The sequence below is a fragment of the Tritonibacter mobilis genome (genome assembly GCF_001681715.1).
In the GTDB taxonomy this organism is placed as follows: domain Bacteria; phylum Pseudomonadota; class Alphaproteobacteria; order Rhodobacterales; family Rhodobacteraceae; genus Epibacterium; species Epibacterium mobile.
The window spans coordinates 153,666-171,827 of record NZ_LNWY01000005.1; the positions used below are offsets into that span (position 1 = coordinate 153,666).

Annotated in this window: 14 protein-coding genes; 7 read left to right on the forward strand and 7 right to left on the reverse strand. The window is 58.8% G+C overall.

Going from position 1 to position 18,162, the window contains the following annotated elements:
- Positions 1 to 8: 8 nt before the first annotated feature.
- A complete protein-coding gene (locus UB90_RS04780; protein ID WP_065325388.1) occupies positions 9 to 956 on the forward strand; it encodes a GlxA family transcriptional regulator in 948 nt (315 codons plus the stop codon).
- Positions 957 to 977: 21 nt separating this feature from the next.
- On the opposite strand, the gene UB90_RS04785 is transcribed toward UB90_RS04780, so the two are convergent.
- A complete protein-coding gene (locus UB90_RS04785) occupies positions 978 to 2,177 on the reverse strand; it encodes a hypothetical protein (protein ID WP_065325362.1) in 1,200 nt (399 codons plus the stop codon).
- A gap of 117 nt (positions 2,178 to 2,294) precedes the next feature.
- Positions 2,295 to 2,714 carry an arsenate reductase (glutaredoxin) gene (gene arsC / locus UB90_RS04790; RefSeq protein ID WP_065325363.1) on the reverse strand — a complete coding sequence of 140 codons (420 nt, stop codon included), beginning with the start codon at positions 2,712 to 2,714 and terminating at the stop codon, positions 2,295 to 2,297.
- Positions 2,715 to 2,801: 87 nt separating this feature from the next.
- On the opposite strand from arsC, the gene ade reads away from it, so the two are divergent.
- The 6 genes from ade to msrA all read left to right on the forward strand — a co-directional run bounded on the left by ade (position 2,802) and on the right by msrA (position 8,656).
- Complete coding sequence (gene ade, locus UB90_RS04795) at positions 2,802 to 4,607, forward strand: adenine deaminase (protein ID WP_065325364.1); 1,806 nt, start codon at positions 2,802 to 2,804, stop codon at positions 4,605 to 4,607.
- Positions 4,600 to 6,066 carry an AMP nucleosidase gene (locus tag UB90_RS04800; protein WP_065325365.1) on the forward strand — a complete coding sequence of 489 codons (1,467 nt, stop codon included), beginning with the start codon at positions 4,600 to 4,602 and terminating at the stop codon, positions 6,064 to 6,066. The genes ade and UB90_RS04800 overlap by 8 nt, the downstream gene beginning before the upstream one ends.
- A gap of 143 nt (positions 6,067 to 6,209) precedes the next feature.
- Positions 6,210 to 6,503 carry an HU family DNA-binding protein gene (locus UB90_RS04805; RefSeq protein ID WP_005618395.1) on the forward strand — a complete coding sequence of 98 codons (294 nt, stop codon included), beginning with the start codon at positions 6,210 to 6,212 and terminating at the stop codon, positions 6,501 to 6,503.
- Positions 6,504 to 6,645: 142 nt separating this feature from the next.
- Complete coding sequence (locus UB90_RS04810; RefSeq protein ID WP_065325366.1) at positions 6,646 to 7,557, forward strand: DMT family transporter; 912 nt, start codon at positions 6,646 to 6,648, stop codon at positions 7,555 to 7,557.
- Positions 7,558 to 7,694: 137 nt separating this feature from the next.
- Positions 7,695 to 8,144: a peptide-methionine (R)-S-oxide reductase MsrB gene (msrB, locus tag UB90_RS04815; RefSeq protein ID WP_065325367.1), complete on the forward strand. Its 450-nt coding sequence runs from the start codon at positions 7,695 to 7,697 to the stop codon at positions 8,142 to 8,144.
- The gene (gene msrA, locus UB90_RS04820) at positions 8,141 to 8,656 is read left to right on the forward strand and encodes a peptide-methionine (S)-S-oxide reductase MsrA (protein ID WP_065325368.1); all 516 of its coding nucleotides are present in this window, start codon (positions 8,141 to 8,143) and stop codon (positions 8,654 to 8,656) included. Before msrB ends, msrA begins: the two co-directional genes overlap by 4 nt.
- A gap of 76 nt (positions 8,657 to 8,732) precedes the next feature.
- On the opposite strand, the gene UB90_RS04825 is transcribed toward msrA, so the two are convergent.
- The 5 genes from UB90_RS04825 to gltB form a co-directional block, all read right to left on the reverse strand.
- Positions 8,733 to 10,739 (reverse strand): hydantoinase/oxoprolinase N-terminal domain-containing protein, encoded by a 2,007-nt coding sequence (locus UB90_RS04825; RefSeq protein ID WP_065325369.1) that lies wholly within the window; start codon positions 10,737 to 10,739, stop codon positions 8,733 to 8,735.
- Between the two features lie 73 nt (positions 10,740 to 10,812).
- On the reverse strand, positions 10,813 to 11,856 hold the full coding sequence (queG, locus tag UB90_RS04830; protein ID WP_065325370.1) for a tRNA epoxyqueuosine(34) reductase QueG: 1,044 nt from the start codon (positions 11,854 to 11,856) through the stop codon (positions 10,813 to 10,815).
- 71 nt (positions 11,857 to 11,927) lie between these two features.
- Positions 11,928 to 12,593 carry an FtsZ-binding protein FzlA gene (gene fzlA / locus UB90_RS04835; protein ID WP_005618378.1) on the reverse strand — a complete coding sequence of 222 codons (666 nt, stop codon included), beginning with the start codon at positions 12,591 to 12,593 and terminating at the stop codon, positions 11,928 to 11,930.
- A gap of 69 nt (positions 12,594 to 12,662) precedes the next feature.
- Positions 12,663 to 13,415: a monofunctional biosynthetic peptidoglycan transglycosylase gene (mtgA, locus tag UB90_RS04840; protein WP_065325371.1), complete on the reverse strand. Its 753-nt coding sequence runs from the start codon at positions 13,413 to 13,415 to the stop codon at positions 12,663 to 12,665.
- 151 nt (positions 13,416 to 13,566) lie between these two features.
- Positions 13,567 to 18,099, reverse strand: coding sequence for a glutamate synthase large subunit (gene gltB, locus UB90_RS04845; RefSeq protein ID WP_065325372.1), 4,533 nt, complete (start codon positions 18,097 to 18,099; stop codon positions 13,567 to 13,569).
- Positions 18,100 to 18,162 lie beyond the last annotated feature (63 nt).

An 18,162-nucleotide genomic window follows, 5' to 3' on the forward strand; every position in this document is an offset into this window, starting at 1 on the left:
CAGAAATCATGCGGAAGTGGACAAATGAATTCGCGGGGGTTCAGCAGGTAGATATCCTGCTGTTTGATGAATTTTCCGCCCATTGCCTCGCAAATACGGTGGAACCCATGCGCGCCGCGAACACTCTGGCGGGGCGTGAGCTCTACCGGTGGCGCTTTTTGTCCCTAACAGGTGCGCGGGTTGTATCGTCTTCGGGTATGGAGGTTACAGCGCATGCACAGCTCACAAAATGCAGCGGTGATATGCTGGCGATCATGCCAAGCTATAACTTTCAGCATCACGACAGCGCTCAAACGCGGCGCGCGCTGCGTGCTGCGGCCACACGCTATAAAGAGATTGCAGGGTTTGACACGGGACCATGGCTGATGGCCGCAGCGGGTCTCTTGGACGGGCGAAATGCAACGATCCATTGGGACGAGACAGATCGGCTGGCCGAGGATTTTCCTGAGGTGAGCGTTCAACGCGTCCGCTCCGTGCAGGACGGCAACAGAATAACATGTTCCGGCGCGCTGGCCGCCTTTGACCTGATGATTGCGCGGATTGGGGAAGAGCATGGGCAAGCTCTGAGGCTTGAAGTCGCAGCCTTGTTCATGAGCCCAGAGAGCGGTGGCGCTGCGCCAGAAACGGCGCTGGCGCGAACGCGCGTCGTCGCGCGCGCGGTTGCTTTGATGCAGGCTCATCTGGAAGAGCCGCTCCCCATCCCCGAAATCGCCCGTCTGATCGGACGTCCACGCAAAGATCTGGAGGCGCGAATGAAGGCCGATCTTGGTGCAACGCCCGCAACGATATATCGACGATTGCGGCTCATTCAGGCTAGAAAGCTCTTGTTAGAGACTGATATTAGTGTCTCAGAGATTGCTGCGCGCACGGGCTATGAAAATGCCAGCGCCCTTACGCGGGCGTTTAAAGCTGAATTCGCAACCACACCACGCACTATGCGCAAGGCACACGCATAATCCGCTGCAACCGGGCCGAGTTCAGCCCTGCTCCTGCCGTGAAACCATCCAATGGTTCAGACGCCAAATGCCCCACGCCAGCGGAATAGCCCCAAGCCCCCCGATGACATAGGCAAGCGGCTCGTCAGAAAAGCTTTCAAACATTTGGGTGTAAAAGTGGATTGCCGCAAAGGTTAGCGCAGCATTGAACAGGGCCCGCTGGTGTCGCATCGCGCTCCATATGATCATCGCCACCAATGCCAGCGCCCAAAGCACCGAATAGGTCAGATCAGAGATTCTAAATGCGGTGGCGTGAAAGGCATCTCTGGCGGCGCTGTAACTATCATAATCGGCCCAACCACTTCGGTACCGTCCCGGCCCCCACAGGTGTTCGCCCACATAATCGCCCCAAAGTGACCCCACCAGAGCGCAGAGATTCGCCACGATGAACCCCATCACAGCAAGAATGCGCAAGTGGCGCGCGTCCCGCTCCATAGCGCCTGAAGAGACCCATATGCATACTGTGATCAGCAGACCCATTTGCAAGATCGTCAGGGTCGGCTCGGGCGAGTAAAACGCATAGACGGCATGAAAATACGCGGTGCCCGTCTCTAACACCTGCGCAAAGGGGATCAGAGCTGTGGCCGTGATCAGCCGGACATCCAGCTGCCAGCCCGCCACGCCCAGCGCGACGGCGTAATATAGCAAAACCAGATTTCTCAGCGGTGCGCCCCAATTGTATTGGTGTACCAACGCCTCGATCCCGCCAAGGTGCATGGCGAGACCCATCATCATAACAGTGCCCAGCACAAAACGCGCCGACCAACCACCCAAGCGCCAGCGCCACAAGCTGATTACGGTTACCAGCAACCCTGCTGGAGTGAGGACCCAACCTGCAACTCCCTCGTATTTATCGATTAGCTCCACGGATGCACCGCCCAGCAACATCCCAACACCAATCAGAACTGCCGAGTTGCCGAAAATCGCATAGGTCGTGCCCCCACGGGACAGGACCGCAAGCCCCGCCGCAAGCATAAGCGCGCCAGTAACCGTCACCGCAAGCGGCTCTGCCAACCAGACAATGAAGCCCGCGATCGCCGCGATGATCCCACAAAACAGGATCGCATTCACCGCCATGGACACCATCACGTCGCGAGAGCGTGCCTCAAGCACGCGTGCCTGATCCTGTGTCAAAGTGCCATCAGCGACCAGCGCATCAGTGTCGGCAATTACATGCATCATCGAATTCCTTGGCGGTTATCGCATCCGCCAAAGATGAACATTTTGTCCGCGCGTGAAAAGGCCGGGAAATCCGTAAGTGACGCCAGCGCCCTTATTAGACCCTAATAAGGGATATTCTTATACTCTGTTCCCGTCAGCATCGATGAGCAAGGTGCCATCTTCCTTGGACCAAGGACCGCTGGGCCATGACTCGAGCAGATCAAGGACCCGCTCGGGGGGACGACAAAGCGCTACGCCCTTTTTGCAGGCCACGATGGGCCGGTTGACCAAGCTTGGGTGCAAAAGCATCTGGTCAAGGATCTGGTCAGCGGTGACATTATCCTCCAACAAGCCAAGCTCCTTGGCGGGCGAACGCTCTTTGCGCATGGCGCTGTAGGGGGTCAACTCAGCTGCGGCAAACAGCGCCTGAAGCTGCCCCCGGGTCCAACCCGTTTGCAGATACTCCACCACAACCGGCTCATAGCCTGCATCCCGGATCAGGCGCAGCACATTGCGCGAGTTGCTGCAATCTGGATTGTGGTGAATGACGATGTCCATGAGTTTGCTCTGCCTGTGGTTCATGACGCTGTGATGATCGCGGATTAGGGGTCTTGCACCCCTCAGCGCAATCAATAACAGTAGGCCATGACACACAAGACCTTCCCAAGCTGGCCCGACGTCGCCCCCCAACTGATCGAAACCGCTGCCGGACGCAGCCCTGCCGATACCGTGATCCGGAACGGCAAATGGGTGAATGTCCATACACGTGAGGTTCTCGATGGGCATGACATCGCCATTAAGGCGGGCCGGATTGCCTATGTAGGACCGGATGCGTCCTATTGTACCGGGCCAGACACGCAGGTGATCGAAGCCGAGGGCCGCTATATGGTGCCCGGCCTGTGTGATGGGCACATGCATATTGAATCGGGCATGCTGACGCCTGCGGAATTTGCCCGCGCGGTGATCCCCCACGGCACCACCACCATGTTCACCGACCCGCATGAGATCGCCAATGTTCTGGGCCTTGAGGGCGTGCGGCTGATGCATGACGAGGCGCTTTTGCAGCCCGTCAATATCTATACCCAGATGCCCTCCTGCGCGCCGTCTGCACCTGGGCTGGAAACCACAGGTTATGAAATCTCCGCCGAGGACGTAACTGAGGCAATGACCTGGCCCGGTATCATCGGTTTGGGTGAGATGATGAACTTTCCCGGCGTTGCCAATGGCGACGCCAAGATGCTGGCCGAGATCGCTGCCACCCAGCGCGCGGGCAAAACGGTGGGCGGGCATTATGCCTCGCCCGACCTCGGCCCTGATTTCGCGGCCTATGTGGCCGGCGGCCCGGCGGATGATCACGAGGGCACCTGCGAGGCGGATGCCATCGCGCGGATGCGACAGGGGATGCGGACCATGGTGCGGTTGGGGTCCGCCTGGTACGACGTCGAAGCGCAGATCACCGCCATCACGGAAAAGGGTCTCGACCCGCGCAACTTCATTCTCTGTACCGATGACTGCCATTCGGGCACGCTGGTCAATGATGGCCATATGAACCGGGTGGTGCGTCACGCAATAGACTGCGGCTGTGATCCGCTGGTGGCGATCCAGATGGCGACGATCAACACTGCCACGCATTTTGGTCTGGAGCGCGAGATTGGCTCTATCACTCCGGGTAGACGCGCGGATGTGATCCTGACTTCTGATCTGAAAACACTCCCGATCGAAGTGGTGATCGCACGCGGGCAGATTGTCGCGGAATCAGGCTCTATCAAGGTCGAATGCCCGCATCTGGACTGGCCGGCACACGCGCGCGGTACCGTGCATCTGGGGCATGAATTGACGACAAAAGACTTTGAACTCGCTGCGCCCGAAGGCGCAAATTCTGTCACCGCCAATGTAATCGGGGTGGTCGAAAACCAAGCCCCGACAAAGGCGCTGAAGGCCGAGCTTCCCGTTCAGGATGGTTTGGTTGAAGGCACCGAAGATGTCTGCCAGATTGCCCTCGTCGAACGTCACCGTGCCACGGGTGGCGTGACCAATGCCTTCGTATCTGGTTTTGGCTACGAGGGGAAAATGGCGATGGCCTCCACCGTGGCCCACGACAGCCATCATATGATCGTGGTCGGCACGGATCGCGCACAAATGGCCCTAGCTGCCAACCGTCTAGCCGAGGTTGGCGGTGGCATCACGATCTTTCGTGATGGAGAGGAACTGGCGCTGGTGGAGCTGCCGATCGCGGGCCTGATGTCCGATAGCCCGGCTTCTGAGGTCGCCGCAAATGCACAAAAACTGGTCGAGGCCATGGAGGCCTGCGGCTGTAAACTGAACAACGCCTATATGCAGCACTCGCTTTTGGCGCTGGTCGTGATCCCGGAACTGCGGATCAGCGACCTTGGCCTTGTCGATGTGCGCAGCTTCAAAAAAATTCCAGTAATCGAGCCGTTCAATGAATAATGTAAACACCCCCACCCTTCCCGACGCTGAGAGCTTTACCGACGCAAAAGCCGCCGTTGCCCGCCTGATTGAGCTTTATGACAGCGCGACCAATTTCCTGTGTGATGAATTCATCGCCGCAATGAGCGCCAGGGCCGCGCCCGGCAGCCGCGTGCGCGCCTTTTACCCAGAGGTTCGCTTCACCACCACGACCTATGCACAGGTGGATAGCCGTCTGAGCTTTGGCCATGTGGCCGATCCGGGCACCTATTCCACCACGGTGACACGACCGGATCTGTTCCGTCACTATCTGGAGCAACAAATCGGACTGCTGATCAAAAACCACGACCAGCCCGTGACCGTCGGCGTGTCCGCTACACCAATGCCGGTGCATTTTGCGGTCGCCTCCCGCCCCGGACTGACCGTTCCACAGGAAGGGGCTGCGCGTTTCACCCTGCGTGACGTCTTTGATGTGCCGGATCTGGCCACCACAAACGACGACATCGTCAATGGGACCTATGTGCCTGAAAATGGCGTGGGTCCGCTGTCGCTCTTCACAGCACAGCGCGTGGATTACTCTTTGGCGCGTCTTGCGCATTATACCGCCACGGACCCGGAGCATTTTCAGAACCATGTGCTGTTTACGAACTACCAGTTCTACGTCACCGAGTTTGAGGCCTATGCGCGCGAACAACTCGCCAATCCCGACAGCGGCTACACCAGTTTTGTGTCGACCGGGAACATTGAGATCACAACTGCCGATGGCGAATTGCCGGCCTCTCTTAAGATGCCGCAAATGCCGACCTATCACCTGAAGCGGCCGGACGGGAACGGCATAACGCTGGTCAATATCGGGGTGGGGCCGTCGAATGCCAAAACCGCCACCGATCACATCGCCGTTCTGCGTCCGCATGCATGGCTGATGGTTGGCCATTGCGCCGGGCTCAGAAACTCTCAGGCGCTTGGCGATTTTGTTCTGGCCCATGCCTACCTGCGCGAGGATCACGTACTGGACGATGACCTGCCGGTCTGGGTGCCGATCCCGGCGCTGGCGGAAATTCAGGTTGCTCTGGAAGAAGCGGTGGCACAGGAAACAGGCCTTGAAGGATACGACCTCAAACGGATCATGCGCACCGGCACCGTTGCCAGCCACGACAACCGCAACTGGGAGCTGCGGGATCAATCCGGCCCGGTGCAACGCCTGAGCCAATCCCGCGCCATCGCTCTGGATATGGAGAGCGCCACCATCGCCGCAAACGGCTACCGCTTTCGGGTGCCCTACGGCACGCTTCTGTGTATCTCCGACAAGCCCCTGCACGGCGAATTGAAGCTACCTGGCATGGCCTCAGACTTCTATCGCACGCAGGTTTCACGGCACCTTCTGATCGGGATCAAGGCGATGGAACGGCTCAGAACCATGCCTCTGGAGCGCCTCCACAGCCGCAAACTGCGCTCTTTTGACGAAACGGCCTTCCTGTAATGGCGAAAATATGCTGTTTTCCACGGAAATTTGCTTGTTTGGCGCTTGATCTTGCACGCTACGCGTTGTGTTGTCCCACAACATAACGCTAATGTTACGCGATGAGGCCCCAACACGTCGGGCAGTTTCAAGGAGAGCTAAGAATGTCCAAACCGATGACCAAAACTCAGCTTGTGGCAGCGCTGGCTGAGGAAATGGACAGCGATAAGAAAACCGCTGGTGCCGCTCTGGATGCCGTTTGCAACCTGATCACCCGCGAAGTGTCCGGCGGCGGTGCCGTGACTCTGCCGGGTGTTGGCAAGATCTACTGCCGTGAGCGTCCCGAGCGCGAAGTGCGCAACCCCGCCACCGGCGAGAAGTTCATGAAAGAAGCAGACAAGGTCGTGAAAATGACCATCGCCAAAGCGCTGAAAGACAGCGTCAACGGCGACGCCTGATCCATATCTGGATCAGAGCCAATGGCTTCGGGGCTGCCCATTTGGGCGGCCCTTTTTGTATTGTACCAATCCGCCCTCTCACCCTATCCAGCGCGCAGACAACTGGCTAACGTGCCGCCTAATCGGGGAAGGGACTAGTCAGATGGATTTGCGCGCAATTGCCATGGGGTTGGCTTTCGCCCTCATGTGGTCCTCGGCCTTCACCTCAGCCCGGATCATCGTGGCAGATGCGTCTCCGTTGTTCTCACTTGCGATGCGGTTTTTGATCTCTGGTCTGATCGGCGTCATGATCGCCCGTGCCATGGGGCAGACATGGCGGCTGACACGCGGTCAATGGAAGGCCACGATCCTCTTCGGGATCTGCCAGAATGCCCTGTACCTCGGGTTGAACTTTGTTGCGATGCAATGGGTTGAGGCTTCGATGGCTGCGATCATCGCATCTACCATGCCGCTTCTGGTGGCGCTGGCCTCTCTGGTGCTGTTTCGCGAACGGATTCGCCCCCTCGGCATGTTGGGTCTGGTCGCAGGGGTTGCAGGCGTTGCGCTTATTATGGGTACAAGGATCAGCGCTGGTGTCGATCTTCTGGGCGTCGCGCTTTGCGGGCTTGGAGTATTGGCGCTCACAACTGCAACGCTCGCGCTGCGCGGAGCAACCTCAGGTGGCAATTTCATGATGGTTGTAGGCCTGCAAATGCTGGTGGGTTCCGCAGCATTGTTTCCAGCCGCCTTTGCCTTTGAAACCATTCGCGTAGAGCCCAGCTGGCCTCTTGCTATCGCATTTGCTTACACCACTTTTGTCCCGGGACTGGCCGCCACACTGATCTGGGTGATGCTGCTCAATCGGATTGGCACGGTCCGCGCAGCGACATTCCACTTCCTGAACCCTGTCTTCGGCGTCGCGGTCGCAAGCGTCCTTTTGGGAGAAAGCCTCGGGATGCTTGATATGATCGGTGTCGGGGTGGTGACGCTTGGCATTCTAGCGGTGCAGCTTGCGCGCCAACCCGCGCCTGCGAAACCGCCACTTTCGGCTGCACTGCAACCGCAGGCGGATTGATCCCGCGCAGACCGAACACGCGCGTTCACATTTGCTCACATCTGGCGCACAGGATATCTATGCTTGGATAGTTTGGGGTTTGAAAATGGACCGATCGACCCCAGTTATAGCCTCATCAAATCAGGTGGGAGGGCCCCATGTCCAATTACTTCAAGAACCCTGACGCCATTGCAGCGCTGTCGGAAGAAGAATTCTACGTCACCCAGAATTCCGGCACCGAACGTCCCGGCACAGGAAAGCTGCTTTCCAACAAAGAACCGGGCATCTATGTCGATATCGTCTCTGGCGAGCCGCTCTTTGCGTCGTCAGACAAATATGAATCGGGCTGTGGCTGGCCGAGTTTCACCAAACCGATCGAACCCGCACATGTGCAGGAACTCGAAGACCGGACCCTTGGCATGATCCGCACCGAGGTGCGCTCCACCCATGGTGACAGCCATCTCGGCCACGTCTTCCCCGACGGCCCCGCGGATCGCGGCGGTCTGCGCTACTGCATCAATTCGGTGTCGCTGCGCTTTATCCACCTCGACGATATGGAGGCGGAAGGCTACGGCGCCTACATCAATCAAGTGGAGGACAACCGATGAGCACGACTGAACGCGCCGTCCTGGCAGGCGGCTGCTTCTGGGGCATGCAAGAGCTGATCCGTCACCGCAAAGGTGTCCTTGGCACTCGCGTCGGCTACACGGGCGGCGATGTGCCGAATGCAACCTACAAGAACCACGGCACCCATGCCGAAGGGATCGAGATCACGTTTGACCCCGAACAGACATCCTATCGTGAGATGCTGGAATTCTTCTTTCAGATCCACGACCCCACCACGACGAACCGTCAGGGCAATGACATCGGCATGAGCTATCGCTCTGCGATCTACTATGAAGATGCGCGCCAGAAACAAATCGCCGAAGACACAATCGCCGATGTCGAGGCCTCTGACATCTGGCCCGGCAAGGTCGTGACCGAGGTGGAACCTGTCGGCGATTTCTGGGAGGCTGAGCCTGAGCATCAGGATTACTTGCAGCGGCTTCCCAATGGCTACACCTGCCACTTCCCGCGCCCTGATTGGGTTTTGCCCAAGCGCGATCAGGCTGCTGAATAGCCCTTATTAGAGCCTAATTCAGGCTCTCCGTTTTGAGGATCAGGCCGCCCAATAAGTGCGACCTGATCTTTTTGTATCAATCGTGCGCCACCCGTGGACGGCCGCTGGCCTCCACCGTGACGGTCGCCTCGACGAAAACCTGCTGCGCTTCGACCTCCGCCATGCGCAGGTCGCGGCTCACATGGACATGAATATCGCTTGCCCCGGCCTCTTCAGCCGCTGCAACAGCCTCAGCACGCAGCGCAGCTTCCAGCACCTCCAGCGCCTTTGAACTGGCGGTGAAGTCTTGCGGCCCGTCGGATAAATGCACGCGAAACCGACCTTCGGAGGGGGCGGTGACAGTTCCGGTTCTGCGTTGGATGATCCGCCCCACCACGGCCCCAATCGCATTGGCGACACCCGCATGTTCCGGCAGGATCATATTGCAGCGCAAACGCTCTCCGACCGCAGGATAATAGCTCGGTGCAGAGGCGCCCAACCCGATCACATCCACATTCACATGAGCGTCTATCGACAAAAGGCTCTTGTGCCCCTGAAGCCCCCGCTGAAGCAGGATATGCCTTGCAAGTTCGCTTGGGCTTCCTCCAAACAGAGCCTGTTCTTCGGAAAAAATAGACTCTAACAAGGTTAGTGATGTCTGTTCAGTCAACTGATCTACGATCATCAGAGCAAGAGCCTCAGCATCTCTTGCCACTGAATCACCCCTGCCGACACGGCGTCTGGCAAAAATGGTAAGCGCCTTCTCTGCGGCTCCTCGATCCCATGCGGCCACACGGCCCAGGACGTGACTTGCGTCCGACGGTGTGATCCCGGCGACTTGCACCAATCCGCGATCCACCAGACGATTTAATGCGCCTTGCTCCATGCGGGTGCGTAAGACGTCGCCCATCGGCAGGACGCTGGTGCCGATGCGCGCCAATAGTGCCGCCTCTCGTTCCGAGAGGCCCACCGCAGCTTGCCCCACAACGCCGCGCACAAAACATCCGTCATACTCCCCCACCACTGGGGCGTGCAGTTGTGCATCCAGCGCCGCATGCACCACCTCAGGTGCCTCTGTGGCGACCAAAGACACCGGCAACACACGCCTTGACCCAAGCGAGACACCGCCTCGCAGACCCTCACTCTTCAGGTGGACCTGGCTGTCACCGCCCAAACCGGAGGTGCGCATGGCCACCGCCTCAACCATGGTCCGGAAGCCCCCGACCTGTGCCCCATCCGGGTCGATCTTCGGCAAGCCTCTCTCGATCAGGGCAACGTCAGTGGTCGTCCCGCCGATATCGCTGACCAAGGCGTTCTCAGCCCCTGTCATCCAACGCGCGCCAACAATCGAGGCCGCCGGCCCGCTCAGGATTGTCTCGATGGGGCGCGCACGGGCTTGCGCAGCAGACATCAGCGCGCCATCACCACGCACGACCATCATGGGCGCTTCTATTCCTATCGCTGCAAGCGTGTCAGCGGCGCGGTTTATCAACCCGTCAATCATTCCAATGAGGCGGGCATTCAACACCGCGGTCAGCGCGCGTTTAGGCCCGTTCAACCTAGCGGACAGTTGGTGAGAGCAGGTCACAGGCGCGCCGGTCCGTTCCTGAATGATGCGCGCAACTTCCAACTCATGAGTCGGGTTGCGGGTGGCAAAAACTCCGGCAACTGCAAATCCACTCACGCCCACAGATTCAGTCTCTAAAAAGGCAATGAGGCTCTCTGTATCCAGCGGAGCAGCCTCTCCACCCGCGTGTGTGTGTCCGCCCGACAGGATCAAAACCGGATCGCCCTTAAGTGCATCATTCAGCCCATGTCGCTCCAAGTCTTGGGCATTAAACCCGATATAGATGAGAGCGACACGCCCCCCCTGCCCCTCCACCAAGGCATTGGTGGCAAGCGTCGTTGAAAGCGCAGCCATTGAAATGTCGTCCGGCGGGACACCCGATTGCTCCAGCACCGCCCGCACCGCACCACCAACGCCAATGGCCAGATCATGCCGCGTTGTAAGCGATTTGGCCGAGGCGATTACCTCACTCTCGTTCCGGATCAACACTGCATCCGTGTAGGTGCCCCCAGTATCGATCCCAAGCAGTAGCGCCATCTTATCCTCGCATTTCACTCACGCATGCTCGGGTGTAACGGCTGGCTGCGTCACGTCCACTCTGTTTGCGTCATTACGGCAACCGCATCACAGCCCAACGCGCCGCCTCCGCGACGGTTGGGTCGGGATCATCACACAGCTGCATGGCATAGGGGCGCAACTTCGCCTCCCTGGAGTTTCCAATCGCATAGAGCACATTGCGCACAAAGCGATCCCGGCCAATCCGCTTGATCGGAGAGCCCGAAAACCGTTCGCGAAACGCCGCATCATTCAGTTGCGACAGTTCAGCAAGCGGCGGCGCAACCGTGCCCTCACGCGCGGCATAGCGCATGTCCGAGGCCTCTACGGCGAATTTGTTCCATGGGCAGGCTGCAAGACAATCATCACAGCCATAGATCCGATTGCCGAGTTTTGCGCGCAACTCTTCCTCAATGGGCCCCTTGTGCTCGATCGTCAGGTAGGAAATGCATCGCCGCGCATCAAGTTGGTAGGGCGCGGGAAAGGCATCTGTGGGACACGCCGTCAAACAGGCACGACAGGACCCACAATGATCTGGCTCTACCGGATCTACCGGCAATTCCAATGTGGTAAAAATAGAGCCTAAAAAGGCCCAATTGCCCCAATCTCGACTCACCAGATTGGTGTGCTTACCCTGCCAACCAAGTCCCGCAGCCTGCCCCAGTGCTTTCTCTGGCACAGGCGCGGTGTCGACAAAGACCTTTACCTCGGCCTCATCACCCGCCTCGGAAATTAACCACCTCGCCAGACGCTTCAGCCGCTTTTTGACCAAATCGTGATAATCCTTGCCGCGCGCATAGACCGATATTGCCGCGCGATCCGGCAGTCCCACCACCGCCATCGGGTTCTCGTCTGGCGTGTAGCTTTCTGCCAGCATGATGACCGAACGCGCCTCCGGCCAAAGCGCCGCCGGATTTTCGCGCCAGTTCACTCGCTCCGCCATCCATGCCATCTGGCCGTGATAGCCAGCGTCCAGAAACGCACGCAATCGTTCGGGTACCTCGGGTACATCCCACGGGCGACAGATGCGCGTGGAGACAAAGCCCTCCGCCCGAGCCTGCGCGATCAGACGCGCCTTGATATCCCCTGCCGCTTTCATCTTCTCAGAAATATCCTCGGGGGTGAACGGGCCGCAAGGCCCGGAGGGGGCAGACAGCCCCCTGCACCATCTCAGAAATCAAGATCCGCGTAATGCGACGGAGGACGAAAGCCGGGGACCTGATCCGCCAAAATTGACCGGAAGGCAGGGCGGGATTTGATCTTAGCGTACCAGTCCTTCACCACCGCAGAGCGGTTCCAGTCCACATCAGAGATATAATCGAGCGACGACAGATGAGCAGCGGCCGCAAAATCCGCAAGGGTCATATTGTCTCCGGCCAGCCAGCGGCGATGGTCGAGCAACCACGACAGGTAATCGATGTGATATTTGATTGCCTTGGCACCGGATTTGACATTGCTGCTGTCGGGATAGCCTTCACCGGTCATCTTTTTATTCACCCGCTCATAAAGCAGCTTCGACGTGACCTCATGATGGAACTTATCGTCAAACCAGCTCACCAGCCGACGCACTTCGAGCCGTTCGGCGGGTTTCTTTGGCATCAAGCAGGGATCGGGGCGCGTTTCCTCGATATATTCACAGATGGCCGCACTTTCGGCCATCAGCATCCCGTCGAGGCGCAGAACCGGGACCTTGGCCGCCGGGTTACGGCGCAGAAAATCCGCGTCCTGTTCCCAGTAGCGTTCCTCGACAAGCTCCACCTCGATCTTCTTTTCCGCCAGAGACAGACGCACTTTGCGACAGAAGGGGGACAGGGGGACATGATAGAGACGAGCCATGGGCGTCCTGAGCTCTCCGGTTGTTGCGGGGTTGTGTTCCTCCAGCAATGCCTTGCCAGAACGGAAACTTCAATGCTCGAAACAGGCGGAGCGCCCGTCGCGCTCGATTGTGGCAGCCCCATCCATGATTTGACGCGCTCTTTTGCGCATGAAATTGCCGGGATTGGCGGCAGATCGCTCTTTGGGGTTGGGTAGAAGCGCTGCAATCAGGGCTGCCTGCTGCGGGCTGAGCTTGTCCGCGCCCACCCCAAAGTAATGTCGCGCAGCTGCATCGGCACCAAATACACCTTCGCCCATCTCGGCCACGTTCAGATAGACCTCAACAATGCGCTTCTTGCTCCATGTGGCCTCGACGACGGGCGTGATGAAGGTCTCCAGCGCCTTGCGAAACCAACTGCGCCCCTGCCAGAGAAACACGTTTTTGACCACTTGCTGCGTGATGGTCGATGCCCCACGATTGGCGCCAGACTCGAGCGCATTGCGGATCGCGTTGACGTCGAATCCCCAGTGCTCGCAAAAGCGTGCATCTTCTGCGGCCACAACGGAACGGGCCAGGTTGGGCGAGATTTGCTCTATAGGAACCCATTCACGATCGACGTCCCCGAGACGGCGTTTTTCTGCCCAGATCGTATGGGTGATTGGCGGATTCACGACGGAGTACAACAGAATCAGCGCCAACAAAAACGCCACGCCCCCCAGCACGCCGCGCAGCACCCATCTGCGCAGGCGCAGATAGAGCGCACGCGGCGAATAGCGCGCGCGCGAAGGTCGCGAAGGTTTGGATCTTGCGGGTGATTTCTTTTTGCGTACTGCCTTTGCCATGCCCCTCTATAGGACAGAGCGTTCCACCACTCCAACAGAGAAACGCATGTGATGCACGTTCATGCGCAGCTAAAAAAGCGCCCCACAGATGCAATATCTGCGGGGCTCAGGCTCAGGAATAAGAGAAATCTTATTCGTGGGGATTATTGCGTTACTCTGCCGGGATCGCCGACGCCTCAATGGCAATGGGATGCGCCAGCTTGTTCAACATTTCCTTCGGGCAGACCTGCAGGAAGTGCACTTTCTCGCTGTCCCAATGCTGCAGGATTTCGGCGGCCTTACGGCTGCCGGTCTCTGCGACATGGCGCTCAATCAGATCTTTCAGCTGTGCTTCCCAATGATCCACGGTCACCGGGCAGGTGACGATGCTCTCCATGTTCATCAGCGTCTCGGCAGTTCGGTCGGGATCATAGAGATAGGCCATACCGCCCGTCATCCCGGCACCGAAGTTCGCGCCAATGCTGCCAAGGATCACCGCGACGCCGCCAGTCATGTATTCGCAGCCGTTGGTGCCACAGCCCTCGATCACGACTTTTGCGCCCGAGTTTCGCACCGCAAACCGCTCACCTGCACGACCTGCCGCAAAGAGATAACCATCGGTGGCACCATAAAGTACGGTATTGCCAACAATAGTGTTCTCTGCCGCGTTCAACGGCGAGGCCATCGGCGGGCGCACGACGATCGTGCCGCCCGACAGACCTTTGCCAACATAGTCGTTTGCGTCGCCAGAGACTTCGAGCTTCAGGCCCGGAGCCGCAAAAGCGCCCAAAGACTGACCAGCGGAGCCTTGCAGCTTCACCGTCAGGTGATCGGGTTGCAAGGTATTGCGCATGCCGAAGTTCTGCACGATGTGGCTCGAAGTGCGCGTGCCCACAGTCCGGTGCGTGTTCTGCACCGCATAAGAGAGCTGCATCTTCTCGCCATCCTTCAGGAACCGCGCGGCGTCACGCACGATTTCCGCATCCAGTGTGTCCGGCACCGCATTGCGGTCCTTGTCGCGGTTGTAAACAATGCTCGCGGAGCCATCGACGGTGATCAGCAGCGGGTTCAGGTCAAGGTCATCAAGGTGGGCCGAGCCACGCGACACCTGTGCCAGAAGATCCGCGCGACCGATCACCTCATCAAGGCTACGTGCTCCGATGGAGGCGAGGATTTCGCGAACTTCCTGTGCGTAGAAGGTGATGAGGTTCACCACCTTGTCGGCGTTGCCGGTGAACTTGCCACGCAGAGCCTCATCCTGAGTACACACACCGACGGGGCAGGTGTTCGACTGGCACTGACGCACCATGATGCAGCCCATCGCGATCAACGCGGCGGTGCCGATGCCATATTCCTCGGCCCCCATCATCGCAGCCATCACAATGTCACGCCCGGTGCGCAGACCACCATCGGTCCGCAGGGTCACACGACCGCGCAGGTTGTTCATCGCCAGCACCTGATGCGCCTCGGTGAGGCCCATCTCCCACGGCAGACCGCAGTATTTGATCGAGGTCGCAGGAGAGGCCCCGGTGCCACCGTTGTGGCCCGAGATCAGGATGATGTCCGCCTTGGCCTTCGCCACGCCGGCAGCAATGGTGCCAACACCGGAGGAGGCCACCAGCTTTACCGTTACCTTGCAGCGCGGGTTGATCTGCTTCAGGTCATAGATCAGCTGCGCCAAATCCTCGATCGAATAGATATCGTGGTGCGGCGGCGGCGAAATCAGGGTCACCCCCTTGGTGGAGTGACGCAGACGCGCGATCAGATCGGTGACCTTCATGCCGGGCAGCTGGCCACCCTCGCCGGGCTTTGCACCCTGCGCGACCTTGATTTCCAATTCTTCGCACTGGTTCAGATATTCGGCTGTCACACCAAAGCGACCCGACGCCACCTGCTTGATCTTCGCAGAGGGGTTGTCGCCATTGGATTCTGGCACAAAATGCGCCGGATCTTCGCCACCCTCGCCAGAGTCGGACTTTGCACCGATCCGGTTCATCGCCACGTTCAACGTCTTATGCGCCTCGGGCGAAAGCGCGCCCAGCGACATCCCCGGCGTGACAAAACGCTTACGGATTGCGGTGATGCTCTCCACTTCTTCCAGTGGGACTGGTTTACCGAGTGGCTTGATATCCAAAAGGTCGCGCAGGTGGATCGGCGGGTTCGATTGCATCTTGGCCGAATATTGCTTCCACAGCTCAAACGAGGCCTTGTTGCACGCCATCTGCATCATATGCATTGAGGTCGCTTCCCACGCGTGGGTCTCGCCGGATTTGCGAGCCTTATAGAAACCGCCGATGGGCAGAACATTCTCTGTGGTATTCCAGCCTTTCGCGTGGATCTCCTCGGCCTTCACCTGAATACCAGAGACACCGATGCCGGAGATCCGCGAGGTCATGCCGGGGAAAAACTCCGCCACCATGGCGCGCGAGAGGCCCACCGCCTCAAAGTTCAGACCACCGCGATAAGAGGAAATCACCGAGATCCCCATCTTCGCCATGATCTTCAACAGGCCTTGGTCAATCGCTTCACGATAACGGGCGACGTTCTCTGTGAGGCTGCCTTCGAGCAGGCCGCGCTCAATACGGTCTGCCAGCGAATCTTCGGCCAGATAGGCGTTCACAACGGTCGCGCCACATCCGATCAGAACCGCAAAATAATGCGGGTCGATACATTCGGCAGAGCGCACGTTCAGCGAGCAGAAAGTCCGCAAGCCTTGACGGGTCAGATGCGAATGCACCGCAGAGGTCGCAAGGATCATCGGCATTGCGACCTTATCCGCACCGGAGTGCTGATCGGTCAGAACGATATGCCCAGCGCCCGAACGCACCGCCTCTTCGGCCTCAGCACGGATACGGGCCAGCGCCGCATTGAGCGCGCCGCGACCCGGCGCAAAGCTACAGTCGATCTCGGCCAGCGTAGAGCCAAGATTCTCCACCAGCTTGTCCCATTGAGCATTGCCGACAAAGGGGCTTTCCAGCACGACGATTTCGGTCTGGGAGCTGTCCTCGTCCAGCACGTTCTTGAGATTGCCAAAGCGCGTCTTCAGGCTCATCACACGGAATTCGCGCAAGCTGTCGATTGGCGGGTTGGTGACCTGAGAGAAGTTCTGGCGGAAGAAATGGCTCAGCGGGCGATACTGTTTGGACAGAACGGCAGAGGGCGTATCATCACCCATGGACGCGAGGCTCTCTTTGCCGTCCTCGGCCATCGGCGCAAGGATTTGCTCCAACTCTTCGATGGTATAGCCAGCCGCCACCTGGCGGCGGCGTAGATCTTCACCAGAAAACAGCGGCGTTTCCTGAACGCCACCAAGGATTTCATCCAGATCGGTAACCTTCTCGACCCACTCGCCAAAAGGCAGGGCGCGAGCGAGTTTATCTTTGATCTCAACGTCGTGATAGAGTTGGCCCTTGGCCATATCCACGGCGAGCATCTGGCCGGGACCAAGCGCGCCTTTTTCCACGACAGACGCCTCGTCAATCGGCACCATACCGGCCTCAGAACCCGCGATCACCAGACCATCACCGGTCACGACATAACGCATCGGGCGCAGACCGTTGCGATCCAGGCCTGCACAGACCCAACGACCATCGGTCATTGCCAGTGCGGCGGGGCCATCCCATGGCTCCATTACCGCGTTGCAGTAGGAATACATATCGCGCCATGCCTGTGGCAGCTCTTCGGCCTGCTTGGACCAGCTCTCCGGCACCAGCATGGTTTTTGCCATCGGCGCGGAACGGCCTGCGCGCACCAGAACCTCAAACACCGAATCCAGCGCAGCAGAGTCGGAAGATCCGGACGCCACAATCGGTTTGATATCCTCGGCGTGGTCGCCGAAGGTCGCCGAAGCCATGCGAATCTCATGGCTTTTCATCCAGTTGACGTTGCCCTTGAGGGTGTTGATCTCGCCGTTGTGAGCCAGCATTCGGAAGGGCTGCGCCAGCCACCATTGCGGGAAGGTGTTGGTGGAATACCGCTGGTGATAGATCGCAAATGCGCTCTCGAACCGCTCATCCATCAGGTCGGGGTAGAAGACCGCGACCTGCTCGGCGAGCATCATGCCCTTGTAGATGATCGAACGGCAGGACAGCGACGCGATATAAAGCCCGCCCACATGGGCCGCGGCGGCCGCTTTCTCAATCCGGCGACGGATCACATAGAGCTCGCGCTCGAATGTTTCCTCGTCCACACCCTTTGAGTTGGAGATCAGGATCTGTTCAATTTCAGGCCGTGTCGCATTGGCCTTATCCCCAAGGCAGGTCACATCCACCGGCACATGACGCCAGCCGTAGATATAGTAGCCCATCCGCAAAACCTCGGTTTCAACGATGGTTCGGCAGGTTTCCTGTGCACCAAAATCCGTGCGGGGAAGAAAAACCTGACCCACGGCCAAGAGTTCGTGCTCGCGAGGATTGTGCCCGGTGCGCTTCACCTGATCCCAGAAGAACGGCACGGGAATTTGTACGTGGATACCTGCGCCATCACCGGTCTTGCCATCAGCGTCAACAGCGCCCCGGTGCCAGATCGCTTTTAGGGCGTCGATACCAGCTTCAACCACCTTGCGGCTGCGGGAGCCATCGACGGAGACCACCAGACCCACACCACAGGAAGAATGCTCTTCTTCCTCGGAATAGAGACCGTTTTCGGCCATCCACTGACGCTTTGCTTCTTCGGCACGCACCCAGTTTTCATCATATTTCGTCATATTCACTCTCCTCTGCCTGGCGGTGGCGCCGCGCCTTTTGTCAGGGGCGCCGGACCGCTCGGG